We start from the raw sequence: 13,839 nt of genomic DNA on the forward strand, positions 1-13,839 counted from the left end.
GACGGGACGGTCTGCCGCCCGGCGGTCCGGGGCGGGTGGCCACCCGCCCCGGACCGATCCGTCGCACTCACTTTACTCGATCATCAACATACAAGGGTCGGGGAGGGGGCAAATGTGTTTCGTCAGCGCCCCGCCGCCAACCCCCGCAGCACTCCCTCCAGATCCCGCAGGTCCTCGATCACCAGGGTTCCCTCCGGGAACGGGTGGCTGCCGTCGCGGTCGCGCACGCCGATGAACGGCAATCCCAGCTTGTTCGCCGCGGCGATGTCCTGCACGGCGTCGCCGACGAACGCCACGCGCTCCGTCCGGAAGCCGTGCCGGGCGATGATCGAGGCGGCGGTCTCCGCCTTGGCCGGCGGGCTGCCGTAGACCTCGACGAACTGCGAGCGCATGCCGCGCGCGTCGACGATGCGGTTCATCTCCTCGTGCGGGGTGGCCGAGATGACGAACAGCGGCAGCCGGCCGGCGTGCGCCGCCACGAACTCCGCGGCGCCGGGGATCGGCGCGCAGCGCACCACCCCTTGCTCCACCGTCGCGGCGAAGCGGTCGGCCAGGGCGGCGATGCGCGTCTCGTCCACCGGGCGGCCGAGGATGTCGCCCTCGAAGCGGCGCAGCTTGTCCCGCCGCGGCATGCCGCCGTTGGCGTGGTGGAAGGCGCGGATGGCGGCGCGCACCTCCGGCGTCTCCTCGGCGTAGAGCGTCTCGAAGGCATCGCCCTTCAGCCCGTTGGAATCGCACAGCACCCCGTCGAAATCGAAGAGGATCGCGTCCCACAGGTCCTGCAACGGCGCGGTCATGCCAGTCCCTCTCTCTTGCCTCGGGCCCTTTCTAGAACAGGTGGACCGGCGGTGCACACCCCTTATGCCGTCCGTGCCCGCGCGCGGGGCTTGTGCACCCGGCACCGCCCTGGGCTATCATGCGCTTCAAGATCAAAGGGTTTGGACCAAGGGGTTTGGAGACGCCATGACGGGCCTTGCCCGCACCGCAGGACCGCGGCCATGCGGCTGATCGTGTCCGATCTCGTCCACCGCTACGACGACCTGGTCGTCCTCGACGGCATCAACCTCGCTGCCGGAGAGGGCGAGGTGCTGGCGGTCATCGGCCCGTCGGGCTGCGGCAAGTCGACGCTGCTCGGCATCGCCGGCGGCATCGTCCGGCCGACCTCCGGCCGCGTCGAGGTGGCGGGGGAGCCGCCGGCCGGCTGCCTCAACTCGATCACCTTCATCTTCCAGGACTTCGCCCTGCTGCCCTGGCGCACGGTGGAGGACAACGTCTCCCTCGTCCTCGAACATCATCCGCTCTCCACCGCCGAGCGGCGCGAGCGCGCGCAAGCCGGGCTGCGCCGCATGGGCCTGTGGGAGTTCCGCGCGGCCCTGCCCAAGCAGCTCTCCGGCGGCATGCGCCAGCGCGTCGGCATCGCCCGCGCGCTCGCCGTGCGCCCCGCGGTGCTGCTGCTGGACGAGCCGCTGTCGGCGCTCGACGCCCAGACGCGCGAGCTGCTGATGGAGGATTTCCTCGCCCTGTGGGCGCGCGAGCGCACCACCGCGCTGTACGTCACCCACAATCTGGACGAGGCGCTGCGCCTCGCCGACCGCGTGGCGGTGCTGAGCCGCCGCCCCGGCCGCGTGCGCGAGCTGGTCACCATCGAGGAGCCGCGGGCGGCGCGCCACACCCCCGCCGCGCAGGCGCACCTCGCCGAGATCCGCGAGCGCCTGTGGAGCCACATCCGCGCCGAGGCGCAGCTCGCCGACCGGGAGATCGCCCATGCCTGACACGCGGGCTCCCGACATGGCGGCTGCGGTCGCGCAGCCGGTGCGCTTCCGCGGCGGCGGCTTCCTCGCCACGCGCCACCGCTGGGCGGCGCTGGTCGCCTTCGCCGCCCTGCTGGCGGTGTGGGAGGGGGTGAGCCGCCTCGGCCTCGTCAGCACGCTGTTCCTGCCGCCGCCCAGCGCGGTCGGCCGGGCGCTGGGCGCCATCGCGGCGGACGGGTCGCTGGCGCTGCACCTCAAGGCGTCGCTGCTGCGCATCGGCGTGGGCTGGCTGATGGGCACGCTGGCCGGGATCGCCGTGGGCTTCGCCATGGGCATCGCGCCGGTGGCGCGGGCGGTGGGCGTGCCGCTGGTCTCGGCGCTGTTCCCGATCCCGAAGATCGCGCTGCTGCCGCTGTTCATCCTGTGGTTCGGCATCGGCGAGCCGTCGAAGTTCGCCACCATCGGCTTCGGCGTCTTCTTCCCGACGGTGATCGCCACCTACAGCGCCATCGACGCGGTGCCGCGCAACCTGATCCGCATGGCGCAGAGCTTCGACCTGCCGTGGCGCGACGTCCTGCGCAAGATCGTGCTGCCCGGCGCCATGCCGGGCATCCTGGCGGGCTTCCGCATCACCGCGTCGATCGCCCTGATCCTGGTGGTCGCGGCCGAGATGATCGGCGCCGAGTACGGCATCGGGGCCTTTGTGCTGACCGCCGGCAACCTGATGCAGACCGACCAGCTGCTGGCCGGGGTGCTGGTGCTGTCGCTGCTGGGGCTGGGCATCGGCACGCTGCTGTCGTATGTGGAACGCCGGCTGCTGCGCTGGCGGTGAGCCTGATCAATCAAGAACCGGGAGGGAATAGGGGATGAAGTTCGTCTGGACGGCCGTCGTCGGCGCGGTCTTGGCCTGGGCCGGGATGGGGGCCATGCCGGCCGCCGCGCAGGAGAAGACCTCCATCGGCGTGCTGGCGCTGTCGTCGTCGGGGCCGGTCTACATCGCCAAGGCCAAGGGCTATTTCGCCAAGGAGGGCCTGGACGTCGACCTCAAGATCTTCACCTCGGCGCAGCAGGTGCCGGTGGCGGTGGCCTCGGGCGACGTGGACTTCGGCGTCACCGGGCTGACCGCCGGCTACTACAACCTCGCGGCCAAGGGGGCGGTCACCATGATCGCGGCGCAGAGCCGCGACGAGCCGGGCTATCCGCTCAGCGCCTACGTCGCCACCAAGGCCGCGCACGACGCCGGCCTGACCAAGCCGGCCGACCTCAAGGGCAAGCGCATCGCCATCACCACGGTGGGCTCGACCTTCCACTACATGCTGGGGATCCTCGGGCAGAAGCACGGCTTCACGGTCAAGGACCTGACCATGGTGCCGCTGCAGGACGTGCCGAAGATGGTCGCCGCCTTCAAGGGCGGGCAGGTGGACGCCATGGTGGCGCCGGTGACGGTAGCCCGGCAGGTGGTCGCCGACGGCGCCGGCACCATCGTCGGCTGGGCCGGCGACGAGACGCCCTGGCAGCTCGGCGCGCTGTTCACCAGCCCGAAGATGATCGCGCAGCGCCGCGACGTGGTGGTGCGGTTCATCCGCGCCTACCAGACCGCCACGGCCGAGTACCACGCCGCCTTCAACGCCCGCGACGCCCAGGGCAAGCCGGTGAAGGGCCCGAACCACGGCGAACTGCTGGGCATCATCGCCGAGGCCACCAAGCAGAAGCCGGAGATCGTCGCCGAAGGCCTGCCCTACGTCGATCCGCAGGGCCGGCTGATGGTGAACGACATCCACAATCAGGTGAAATTCTGGCAGTCGGAAGGGCAGGTGGACAAGGCCCTCGACCCGGCGAGCATCCTGGACCTGAGCTTCGTGCAGGGTCACACCGGGGTGCCAAAGTAACGTCCAAGCCCCTCTCCCTCGATGGGAGAGGGGTTGGGGAGAGGGTGGCGCCGCTGAAAGCGGCCATGAAGTTTGGGCCCCCTCTCCCCAACCCCTCCCCCGCAAGGGGGGAGGGGCTTCTTATTCACACCGTCCGCACCACCTTGCCCATCAGCGCCGGCGGCCGGTCGGGATCCATGCCGCGCTCGGCCGCCACCGCGTCGATCATCAGATAGAACGCCTGCACCGCCACGATGGGGTCCAGCATCGGGTGCAGCGGCGCCGGCAGCGGCAGCGGCGTGTCCGCCAGCGCCAGAGCCTCCGGCACGGCGGACGCCACCAGCAGGTGCGCCCCCTGCGCCCGCAGCGTCCGCGCCACGCCCAGCACGCCGGGCAGCGTCGCGTCCGGCATGGCCAGCAGCAGCACCGGGAACCCTTCGTCCACCAGGGCCACCGGGCCGTGCAGCAGCTCGGCGGCGCTGAACGGCTCGGCGTGCAGGGTGCAGGTCTCCTTGCCCTTCAGCGCCATTTCCTGCGCCACCGGCAGGGCGTAGCCGCGCCCGACCACCAGCAGCGACTCCGCCGCCGCCAGCACCGGCCGCGCCGCCGACCAGTCCGCCGCGCAGGCCGCGCGCAGCCGGCCGGGCAGCTCCGGCAACGCCGATCCCAGCGCCGCGTCCCGCGTCCACGCCGCGGTCAGCGCGGCCATGGCCGACAGGCTGGCGATGAAGCTCTTGGTGGCGGCGATGCCGCGCTCCGGCCACGCCATCAGCGGCAGCACGTGCTCCGCCGCGCGGGCGAGCGGCGAGCCTTCCGCGTTGACCAGCGCCAGCGTGTGCGCGCCGCCGCGCCGCGCCGCCTCCAGCGTCGCCAGCAGGTCCGGGCTTTCGCCCGACTGCGAGACGGCGAGCACCAGCGCGTCCCGCACCCGCAGCTCCGCGCCGTAGCAGGTCACCACCGACGGCGCCGCCGAGGCGGTGACCAGCCCCAGCGCCGTCTCGAACAGGTAGCGGGCGAACCCCGCCGCGTGGTCGGAACTGCCGCGCGCCACCGTCATCGCGAAGGCCGGCGGGCGGGCGCGCAGCAGGTCGGCCAGGGCCCCGGCGCGCGCGGCGTTGGCGGCCAGCTGGGCGGCGACGACGTCGGGGGCTTCGAGCGCTTCCTCACGCATGCGGGTCATGGGCGGGCCTCGGCGGAACCGGCGGGTGCCGGTGCGGTTGCGGGAGAACGGGTCATCTCAGGACGGATACGAGTCATGGAACTGAAGGGCAAGGTCGCGCTGGTCACCGGCGCCGGGTCGGGCATCGGGCGCGCCGCGGCGGTGCGGCTGGCGCGGGAGGGGGCGGCGGTCGGCGTGCTCAGCCACACGGAGAACGAGATCGTCGCGGCGGCGCGGGAGATCGGCGACGCCGGCGGCACCGCGATCCCGCTGACCGCCGACGTCGCCGACGCGGCGGCCATGGAGCGCGCGGTGGGCGAGCTGGCCAAGCGCTTCGGCCGGCTCGACATCGTGTTCGCCAACGCCGGCATCAACGGCGTCTGGGCGCCGATCGACGAGCTGACGCCGGAGGAGTGGGACCGCACCATCAACACCAACCTCCGCGGCACTTTCCTGACGCTGCGTTACACGGTGCCGCACCTGAAGAAGGCCGGCGGCGGGTCGGTCGTCATCACCGCGTCGATCAACGGCACCCGCGTGTTCAGCAACGCCGGCGCCATCGCCTATTCCACCACCAAGGCGGGGCAGGTGGCGATGGCGCAGATGGCCGCGCTGGAGCTGGCCAAGCACCGCATCCGCGTCAACGTGGTCTGCCCGGGCCGCATCGACACGGCGATCCAGGAGAACACGCAGGCGCGCAACGTCGAGGCGGCGAAGGAGCCGGTGGAATACCTGGAGGGCGCGATCCCGCTGACCGACGGCAAGGCCGGCAGCAGCTTCGACGTGGCGGAACTGGTGCTGTTCCTGGCCTCCGAGCGGTCGAAGCACATCACCGGCACGCCGGTGTGGATCGACGGCGGGCAGTCGCTGCTCATCGGCTGACTCGTGCCCCCTCCCTAACCCTCCCCCGCTTGCGCGGTGGAGGGAACAAGGCCCCCTCTCCCGCGAAGCGGGGGAGGGATGGGGAGGGGGCAAGCGCATTCACACGTCGTGGATCTTGCCCGGCGTGTCCTTGTTCTTGCCGCCGGCCTGCTCCTCGGTCTTCTCGGTCAGGGTCTTGTCCTTGCCCTGGTCGTCGCTCTGCTTCGAGGCGCCGGTCGCCGAGCGGTCGGTCGCGGGCTTCTGGGTGCGCTCATCGGCCATGGTCGGGCTCGCCTGTCTGTTGGAGGGGTCTCCCCTCAACACCGGCTGCGCGTTCGCGTTGCATCGGAAACAAACCGGCTTCCTGCGTGTCCTATGCAGGGTCCAGCCAACACAGAGGAGGATACCCATGCGTACGATTCTCACCCTTACCCTGCCGGCGCTGCTGCTGCTGGCGGCTCCCGCCGGGGCGCAGACCTCGTCGCGCTCCGACCAGATGAGCGTCGGCAGCGGCCGCGTCGATCCCCGCCGCGAGGTCGACGCGTCGGACGTCAGGCCGTCGCGCAACCTGATCGGCAAGCCGATCACCTTCCGCCACCAGGGCGGCACCGCCGGCACGATCCGCGATTTCGTCACCGGCGAGGACGGCCGGCAGAAGATCGTCATGGACGTCAAGGGCACCGGCCGCCACGTGGTGCTCGACATGTCCGAGGTGCGCCGGCAGGGCAACGGCGTCCAGCTGATGATCGACCCGGAGCAGGTGGCCGGCCTGCCCGACTACCAGAGCCAGGGCAGCATGGGCAGCATGGGCGGCAGCATGGGCGCTCCGACGGGCCGGAACCGCACGATGGGCGGCACCGGCCAGTGAGGCATCGGCCAGTACGGCATTTCTGGGCTGCGTGACACGCAGCGTCATTCGGTCCGATTGCGCGGCGGGCCGGTCGGTGTTCCAATTGCACTGACCGGTCAGCCGGCATTCCGCCCTGTCCGGCCGTGCACCATCCGCAATGCGTGGGAGAACGGCCGTGACCAAGAAAGCCGCCTTCGCGGCAGTCCTGCTGTTGCTCGCCGTGGCCGTCGGCGCGGTCTACGTGCCGAACCTGCTGTCCGGACGACGGCTTCCCGCCGGCTTCGCCGCGGGCAACGGCCGTATCGAAGCCAACGAGATCGACGTCGCCACCCGGTACGCCGCCCGCGTCGCCGAGGTGCTGGTGGACGAAGGCCAGATGGTCGAGGCCGGGACCGTGCTGGCGCGGCTCGACATCGGCGACCTGGAGGCCTCGCTGCGCGCCGCGCAGGCGCAGCTGCGCCAGGCGAAGCAGACGCGCGAGGAGGCCGCCGCCCTGGTGGTCCAGCGCGAGAGCGACGCCGCCTTCATGACCAAGGAGATGGAACGCGCGCTGGTCCTGTTCGGTCGGGGGAACGTCTCGCAGCAGCGCGTCGATCAGGCGCGCAACCAGCAGCGCAGCGCCGACGCCGCCCTCCTGGCGGCCCGCAGCCGCCTCGCCAGCGCCGAGGAGGCGATCGCCGTCGCCGCCGCCGAGGTGGAGCGCCTGCAACAGCTCGTCGCCGACGGCGTGCTGAAGGCGCCGCGCACCGGCCGGGTGCTCTACCGCCTCGCCGAGCCGGGCGAGGTGCTGGGCGCGGGCGGCAAGGTGGTGACGCTGCTCGACCTCTCCTCGGTCACCATGACCTTCTTCCTGCCGACCGAGACGGTGGGGACGCTGGCGCTCGGCGCGCCGGCGCGGGTGCTGCTGGACGCGCTGCCCGACGTGGCGATCCCGGCGTCGGTGTCCTTCGTGGCGCCGCGCGCGCAGTTCACGCCCAAGCAGGTGGAGACCCGCACCGAGCGCGACCGCATGGTCTTCCGCGTCAAGGCGAGGATCCCCGAGACGCTGGTCGCCCAGCACATCGAGAAGGTGAAGACCGGCCTGACCGGCATGGCCTACGTGAAGCTCGACCCGGCGGCGGTCTGGCCGGAGTGGCTGGAATCGCGCCTGACCCGCGAGGCGGCGGGCAAGCCATGACGCCGCTCTCCCCGGGCGCGGTCCAGGTGGCCGGCGTCAGCCACCGCTACGGCCGGACGGTGGCCCTGGACGCGGTGAGCGTCGACATTCCGCCCGCCTGCAGCGTCGCCGTCATCGGCCCGGACGGGGTGGGGAAGTCGACGCTGCTCGGCCTGATCGCCACCGCCAAGAAACTGCAAACCGGCGCCGTCACCGTGCTCGGCACCGACGTGCGCTCGCGCCGCGGGCGGGCGGTGCTGCAGACCCGCGTCGCCTACATGCCGCAGGGGCTGGGCCGCAACCTCTACGCCGACCTCAGCGTGCGCGAGAACCTGGAGTTCTTCGGCCGCCTGTTCGGCCTCGACGCGGCGCGGCGCAAGGCGCGGATATCCGACCTGCTGGCCGCGACCGGCCTGGCCCCGTTCCCCGACCGGCCGGCGGGCAAGCTGTCGGGCGGCATGAAGCAGAAGCTCAGCCTGTGCTGCGCGCTGCTGCACGACCCCGACCTGCTGATCCTCGACGAGCCGACCACCGGCGTCGATCCCCTGTCGCGCCGCCAGTTCTGGGACCTGATCGAGCGCATCCGCGCCGGCCGGCCGGCCATGACGGTGCTGGTCGCCACCTCCTACATGGACGAGGCGGAGCGGTTCGAGCGCGTGCTGATGATGCACGCCGGCCGCCTGCTGGCCGACGGCTCCCCGGCCGAACTCAAGGCGCGCACCGGCGCCGCGGACCTGGAGGCGGCGTTCGTGACCCTGCTGCCGGAGGAGGCCCGGCGCGGCCACGCCGCGCTGGTGGTGCCGCCGCGCGTCGACACCGGCGGCGAGGCGGCCATCGAGGCGCGCGACCTGACCCGGCGCTTCGGCGACTTCACCGCGGTGGACCACGTCAGCTTCCGCATCCCGCGCGGCGAGATCTTCGGCTTCCTCGGCTCCAACGGCTGCGGCAAGACGACGACCATGAAGATGCTGACCGGCCTGCTGCCGGCCAGCGAGGGCGACGCCCGCCTGTTCGGCGCGCCCGTCGCGCCCGACGACCTGGAGACCCGGCGCCGCGTCGGCTACATGGCGCAGGCCTTCTCGCTCTACGGCGAGCTGACGGTGCGGCAGAACCTCGTGCTGCACGCGCGGCTGTTCGGGCTGTACGACCACGCGGACCGCCTCGCCGCGCTGACCGAGCGCTTCGGCCTCGGCCCGTACCTCGACGCGGTGGCCGACGGGCTGCCGCTCGGCGTGCGGCAGCGGCTGTCGCTGGCGGTGGCGGTGCTGCACGAGCCGGAGCTGCTGATCCTCGACGAGCCGACCTCCGGCGTCGATCCGGTGGCGCGCGACCTGTTCTGGGCCGACCTCGTCACGCTGTCGCGCCGGCAGGGGGTGACGATCTTCGTCTCCACCCACTTCATGAACGAGGCGGCGCGCTGCGACCGCGTCGCCTTCATGCACGCCGGCCGCGTCATCGCCGTCGGCGCGCCGGACGAGCTGCGCCGCAGCCAGAACGCCGCCACCCTGGACGACGCCTTCGTCGGCTTCATGCGGCAGGCCGCCGGCGACGAGGCGATCCCGGACGAGGCCCCGCCCGCCGCAGCACCCCACGCGCCGGGCAAGCGCCGCGCCTTCTCGCCGCGCCGGCTGCTCGCCTACGCGTGGCGCGAGGCGCTGGAGCTGCGGCGTGACGCGGTGCGGCTGACGGTGGCGCTGCTCGGCACGGTGCTGCTGATGCTGGTGTTCGGCTACGGCATCACCATGGACGTGGAGGACCTGACCTTCGCCGTCCTCGACCGCGACCAGTCGCCGGAGAGCCGCTCCTACATCGAGCGCTTCGACTCCTCGCCCACGTTCCTGCAGCGCCCGCCGCTGTTCTCCGCCGCCGAGCTGGAGCGGCGCCTGCAGCAGAACGACATCGCGCTGGCCATCGAGATCCCGCCCGACTTCGGCAAGGACCTGCGCCGCGGCCGGGCGCCGGAGGTGGCGGTGCGCATCGACGGCGCCATGCCCTTCCGCGCGGAGACCATCGCCGGCTACGTCGCCGGCCTGCACCAGCGCTTCATCGAGGACGTGGCGACGGAGTCCGGCGCCACGCTGCCGGTGACGCCCGCCAACGTCGAGACGCGCTACCGCTACAACCAGGCCTTCCGCAGCGTCGATGCCATGGTGCCGGGCACCATGGCGCTGCTGCTGGTCTTCATCCCGGCGATCCTCGCGGCGCTCGGCGTGGTGCGGGAGAAGGAGCTGGGCTCCATCACCAACCTGTACGTCACCCCGGTGACGCGGCTGGAGTTCCTGCTGGGCAAGCAGATCCCCTACGTGCTGATCGCCGCCGGCAACTTCCTGCTGCTGATCGCCATGGCGGTCTGGCTGTTCGGCGTGCCGCTGAAGGGCAGCGCCGGCGGGCTGCTGATCGGCGGGCTGGTGTACGTGTGCGCGACGACGGCGCTCGGGCTGTTCATCTCCGCCTTCACGCGGACCCAGACGGCCGCGGTGTTCGGCACCGCCATCGCCACCACCACGCCGGCCACGCAGTTCTCCGGCATGCTGCAGCCCACCTCGACGCTGGAGGGGCCGGCCTACGTGTTCGGCCAGCTGTTCCCGACCACGCACTTCCTCAAGCTGTGCCTGGGCGCCTTCACCAAGGGCCTCGCCTTCGCCGAGCTGGTGCCGTTCATCCTGACGACGGCGGCGTTCGTGCCGGTGCTGGTGGCGCTGGGCGTGGTCTTCCTGCGCAAACAGGAGCGTTGAGCCATGCTTCGCTTCCTGCGCACCCTGTTCACCCTGGCCGGCAAGGAGTGGCTGAGCCTGTGGCGCGACGGCTTCATGCTGGGGTTCGTCGTCTACTCCTTCACGCTGGCGATCTACAGCCACGCCACCGGCGTCACCCACGACCTGCGCAACGCCGCCATCGCCATCGTGGACGAGGACCACTCCACCCTGTCGGAGCGGCTGGCCGGCGCCTTCCGCGGGCCGGAGTTCCGCCCGCCGGTGCTGATCGGCGCCGGCGAGGTGGACGCGGCCATGGACTCCGCGCGCTTCACCTTCGTGCTCGACATCCCGCCGGACTTCGAGGCGGACGTGCTGGCCGGCCGCAGCCCGTCGGCGCAGCTGCTGATCGACGCCACCGCCATGATGCAGGCGGGCATCGGCGCCGGGCAGATCGTCGGCATCCTCGACGACGAGATCGGCCGCTTCGCCCGCCGCGAGGCCGCCGCCGCGCCGGCCCCGGTCGGGCTCCAGGTCCGCTACGCCTTCAACCAGGCGCTGGACACCACGTGGTTCATGGGCATCATGGCCACCATCAACAACATCACCATGCTGGCGGTGCTGCTGGCCGGCGCCGCGCTGATCCGCGAGCGCGAGCACGGCACGCTGGAGCACCTGCTGGTGATGCCGGTCCGCCCGGCCGAGATCATGACCGCCAAGGTGGTGGCGAACGGCACGGTGATCCTGGCGCTGACCGCCTTCGCGCTGCTGGGCATCGTGCGCGGCGTGCTGGGGGTGCCGCTGGCCGGCTCGATGGCGCTGTTCCTGCTGGGCACGGCGCTCTACCTGTTCTTCGCCACGGCGCTGGGCATCTTCCTCGGCACCATCGCGCGCTCCATGCCGCAGCTTGGCCTGCTGTTCATCCTGATCGTGCTGCCCATGACCATGCTGTCCGGCGCCAACACGCCGCTGGAGAGCGAGCCCAAGTGGCTGCAATGGGTGATGCAGTTCGTGCCCTCCACCCACTTCGTGGCGTTCGCCCAAGCGATCCTGTGCCGCGGCGCCGGTCTCGACGTGGTGTGGCCGCGCTTCGCCGCCACGGTGGTGATCGGCGCCGTCTTCTTCGCGCTGAGCCTCAAGCGCTTCCGCCAGCACCTCGCGGCGATGCGCTGATTCCCGGTCCTGCTGCCCGGCGCGTCATGCGTCTGGCTCAAAGCCCCATTCCGACAGCGCGTTTGTGCATGGCTCGGGTCAGTCGATACGTTCTTTCAAAACGAGCGGCTGAAGAGAAATGTTCGCTCGCCCAAGAATTGCCAAGGGAAAGCAATGTATCAGGATCGCATCCGTCTGAAATCGCTCCAGGGCAAGGTGGTCAGCCCGGAGGAGGCCGCTCTGCTGATCAAGGACGGCATGACCATCGGCATGAGCGGCTTCACCCGCTCGGGCGACGCCAAGGCGGTGCCGCTGGCGCTGGCCGAGCGGGCGGCGCACGAGCGGCTGAAGGTCACGGTGATGACCGGCGCTTCGCTCGGCAACGACGTGGACAAGATCCTCACCGAGGCCGGCGTGATGGCCCGTCGCCTGCCGTTCCAGGCCGACCCGGTGCTGCGCAAGGCGATCAACCGCGGCGAGGTGATGTTCGTCGACCAGCACCTGTCGGAGACGGTGGAACTGCTGCGCTCGCGCCAGATGGGGCCGATCGACGTGGCGGTGATCGAGGCCTGCGCCATAACCGAGAACGGCGGGCTGATCCCCACCACCTCCATCGGCAACTCGGCAACCTTCGCGATCCTGGCGGAGAAGGTGATCGTCGAGCTGAACCTGACCCAGCCGCTCGACCTGGAAGGTCTGCACGACGTCTACATCCCGACGCGCCGCCCGTTCCGCGAGCCGATCCCGGTGGTGACGCCGGAGAGCCGCGTCGGGATGCCCTACATCCCCATCGACCCGTCGAAGATCGCCGCCATCGTGGTGACCCGCAAGCAGGACAGCACCGCCAACATCCTGCCGCCCGACGCCGAGACCAGCGCCATCGCCGGCCACCTGATCGACTTCTTCGACGCCGAGGTCCGCAAGGGCCGCCTGGGCCGCTCGCTCAACCCGTTGCAGGCCGGCATCGGCACCATCGCCAACGCCGTGCTGCACGGCCTGATCGACGGGCCGTTCCACGACCTGACCATGTACAGCGAGGTCCTGCAGGACAGCACGTTCGAGCTGTTCGACGCCGGCAAGCTGAATTTCGCCTCCGGCTCCTCGATCACGCTGAGCGCCGGCAAGTACGCCGAGGTGCTGCCCAGGCTGTCGTCCTACAAGGGCCGGCTGCTGCTGCGCCCGCAGGAGATTTCCAACCATCCCGAGGTGATCCGGCGGCTGGGCGTCATCGGCATCAACACGGCGCTGGAGTGCGACATCTACGGCAACGTCAACTCGACGCACGTCAACGGCACGCAGATGATGAACGGGATCGGCGGCTCGGGCGACTTCGCGCGCAACTGCCACCTCGCCGTCTTCGTCACCAAGTCGCTGGCCAAGGACGGCGCCATCTCCAGCATCGTGCCGATGGTGACGCACGTCGACCACAACGAGCACGACGTGGACGTGCTGGTGACCGAGGTCGGCCTCGCCGACCTGCGCGGCCTCGCCCCGCGCGAGCGCGCGCTGACGATCATCAACAACTGCGTCCACCCCAGCTACCGCGAGCTGGCGATGGATTATCACCGCCGGGCGCTGGCCCGCGGCGGCCACACGCCGCACCTGCTGGAGGAGGCCTTCTCCTGGCACCTGCGCTTCCAGCAGACCGGCAGCATGGCGCCGAAGGTGCCGGTGGCGGCGTAGCGGCTGCGCCCCTCCCTCAAGGGGGAGGGGCTTTCCCGTCAATGGCGGCGGTGCAGAGGGCCTTGATGGGCACGTCCCGCTCTCGTCAGCCCTGCCGCGCGTGGTCTTCCACGTAGAGCAGAAGTGCGGAATAATGAATGTTTCCGTAGGCCGCCGCGCGTTTGCAGTAACGGCGGGCAAAGCCGCTGTCGATCCATGCGTTGAGCTCACCGGCATCGCGCTTCCGTGCGACGATGCGATCGATCTTGTCCAAGACCTTGTGGGTCACTGGTGGGTCCTCGTGGTTTGGGATTGCACCGCTGAGCGCCGTGACTTCCATCAAAGCGGCGCGGGCGGTGCGGACATTATGGGCCGCACGCCGGGCATGAGCTGCGTTTTATGAGCATGCCTGCATATTGCAATGCACAAGAGTGGGCGGGCGCTGGAAAATGACGTGTCCTCACGTCGTCATGCCCGCCTTTCGCGGGGGGGGGCGCCGGGTTAAGGGCTTTCGGAGAGTACCCGGCGTTCAACCACCTCCCACTCCCGTCATCCCCGCCTTCGCGCACGGCTGTCCGGGGAACGTGTTCAAGCTTCTGAAACGGCAGAGTTCTGTGGTTCCGAGTCTCCACCTCGGGGATGTGACGGCCCCGTGCGCGTTTCTTCCATTTTTCGTCATCCCCGCGA

General features: G+C 70.9%; 13 protein-coding genes. 9 read left to right on the top strand and 4 right to left on the bottom strand.

What is annotated here, in order from left to right; translation table 11 throughout:
- Nucleotides 1–122 precede the first annotated feature (122 nt).
- Nucleotides 123–797 (bottom strand): HAD family hydrolase, encoded by a 675-nt coding sequence (locus tag ACRWK7_RS24580; protein ID WP_431858958.1) that lies wholly within the window; start codon nucleotides 795–797, stop codon nucleotides 123–125.
- A 201-nt stretch (nucleotides 798–998) separates the two neighbouring features.
- On the opposite strand from ACRWK7_RS24580, the gene ACRWK7_RS24585 reads away from it, so the two are divergent.
- The 3 genes from ACRWK7_RS24585 to ACRWK7_RS24595 are packed head-to-tail and all read left to right on the top strand — an operon-like array spanning nucleotide 999 to nucleotide 3,640.
- A complete protein-coding gene (locus ACRWK7_RS24585) occupies nucleotides 999–1,772 on the top strand; it encodes an ABC transporter ATP-binding protein (protein ID WP_431858959.1) in 774 nt (257 codons plus the stop codon).
- Nucleotides 1,765–2,583 carry an ABC transporter permease gene (locus ACRWK7_RS24590; RefSeq protein WP_431858960.1) on the top strand — a complete coding sequence of 273 codons (819 nt, stop codon included), beginning with the start codon at nucleotides 1,765–1,767 and terminating at the stop codon, nucleotides 2,581–2,583. Before ACRWK7_RS24585 ends, ACRWK7_RS24590 begins: the two co-directional genes overlap by 8 nt.
- Before the next feature lie 34 nt (nucleotides 2,584–2,617).
- On the top strand, nucleotides 2,618–3,640 hold the full coding sequence (locus ACRWK7_RS24595) for an ABC transporter substrate-binding protein (RefSeq protein ID WP_431858961.1): 1,023 nt from the start codon (nucleotides 2,618–2,620) through the stop codon (nucleotides 3,638–3,640).
- A 124-nt stretch (nucleotides 3,641–3,764) separates the two neighbouring features.
- On the opposite strand, the gene ACRWK7_RS24600 is transcribed toward ACRWK7_RS24595, so the two are convergent.
- On the bottom strand, nucleotides 3,765–4,799 hold the full coding sequence (locus ACRWK7_RS24600; RefSeq protein ID WP_431858962.1) for an SIS domain-containing protein: 1,035 nt from the start codon (nucleotides 4,797–4,799) through the stop codon (nucleotides 3,765–3,767).
- Nucleotides 4,800–4,874: 75 nt separating this feature from the next.
- Here ACRWK7_RS24600 and ACRWK7_RS24605 point away from each other — a divergent pair, with 75 nt between their 5' ends.
- The gene (locus ACRWK7_RS24605; RefSeq protein WP_431858963.1) at nucleotides 4,875–5,660 is read left to right on the top strand and encodes an SDR family oxidoreductase; all 786 of its coding nucleotides are present in this window, start codon (nucleotides 4,875–4,877) and stop codon (nucleotides 5,658–5,660) included.
- 99 nt (nucleotides 5,661–5,759) lie between these two features.
- Here ACRWK7_RS24605 and ACRWK7_RS24610 read toward each other — a convergent pair whose 3' ends face one another.
- Entirely contained in the window at nucleotides 5,760–5,921 is a 162-nt protein-coding gene (locus tag ACRWK7_RS24610; RefSeq protein WP_431858964.1) for a hypothetical protein, read from the bottom strand.
- Between the two features lie 127 nt (nucleotides 5,922–6,048).
- Here ACRWK7_RS24610 and ACRWK7_RS24615 point away from each other — a divergent pair, with 127 nt between their 5' ends.
- From ACRWK7_RS24615 to ACRWK7_RS24635, 5 genes are all read left to right on the top strand, one after another.
- On the top strand, nucleotides 6,049–6,507 hold the full coding sequence (locus ACRWK7_RS24615; protein ID WP_431858965.1) for a hypothetical protein: 459 nt from the start codon (nucleotides 6,049–6,051) through the stop codon (nucleotides 6,505–6,507).
- A 157-nt stretch (nucleotides 6,508–6,664) separates the two neighbouring features.
- Entirely contained in the window at nucleotides 6,665–7,666 is a 1,002-nt protein-coding gene (locus ACRWK7_RS24620) for an HlyD family secretion protein (RefSeq protein WP_431858966.1), read from the top strand.
- The gene (gene rbbA / locus ACRWK7_RS24625; protein ID WP_431858967.1) at nucleotides 7,663–10,380 is read left to right on the top strand and encodes a ribosome-associated ATPase/putative transporter RbbA; all 2,718 of its coding nucleotides are present in this window, start codon (nucleotides 7,663–7,665) and stop codon (nucleotides 10,378–10,380) included. Before ACRWK7_RS24620 ends, rbbA begins: the two co-directional genes overlap by 4 nt.
- Before the next feature lie 3 nt (nucleotides 10,381–10,383).
- Nucleotides 10,384–11,511, top strand: a complete 1,128-nt coding sequence (locus tag ACRWK7_RS24630; RefSeq protein ID WP_431858968.1) for an ABC transporter permease — start codon at nucleotides 10,384–10,386, stop codon at nucleotides 11,509–11,511.
- Between the two features lie 153 nt (nucleotides 11,512–11,664).
- Nucleotides 11,665–13,173, top strand: coding sequence for an acetyl-CoA hydrolase/transferase family protein (locus ACRWK7_RS24635; RefSeq protein ID WP_431858969.1), 1,509 nt, complete (start codon nucleotides 11,665–11,667; stop codon nucleotides 13,171–13,173).
- Nucleotides 13,174–13,258: 85 nt separating this feature from the next.
- Here the strand turns inward: ACRWK7_RS24635 and ACRWK7_RS24640 are convergent, their stop codons facing one another.
- The gene (locus ACRWK7_RS24640) at nucleotides 13,259–13,441 is read right to left on the bottom strand and encodes a hypothetical protein (protein ID WP_431858970.1); all 183 of its coding nucleotides are present in this window, start codon (nucleotides 13,439–13,441) and stop codon (nucleotides 13,259–13,261) included.
- Nucleotides 13,442–13,839 lie beyond the last annotated feature (398 nt).

This window comes from Azospirillum sp. (assembly GCF_050789165.1).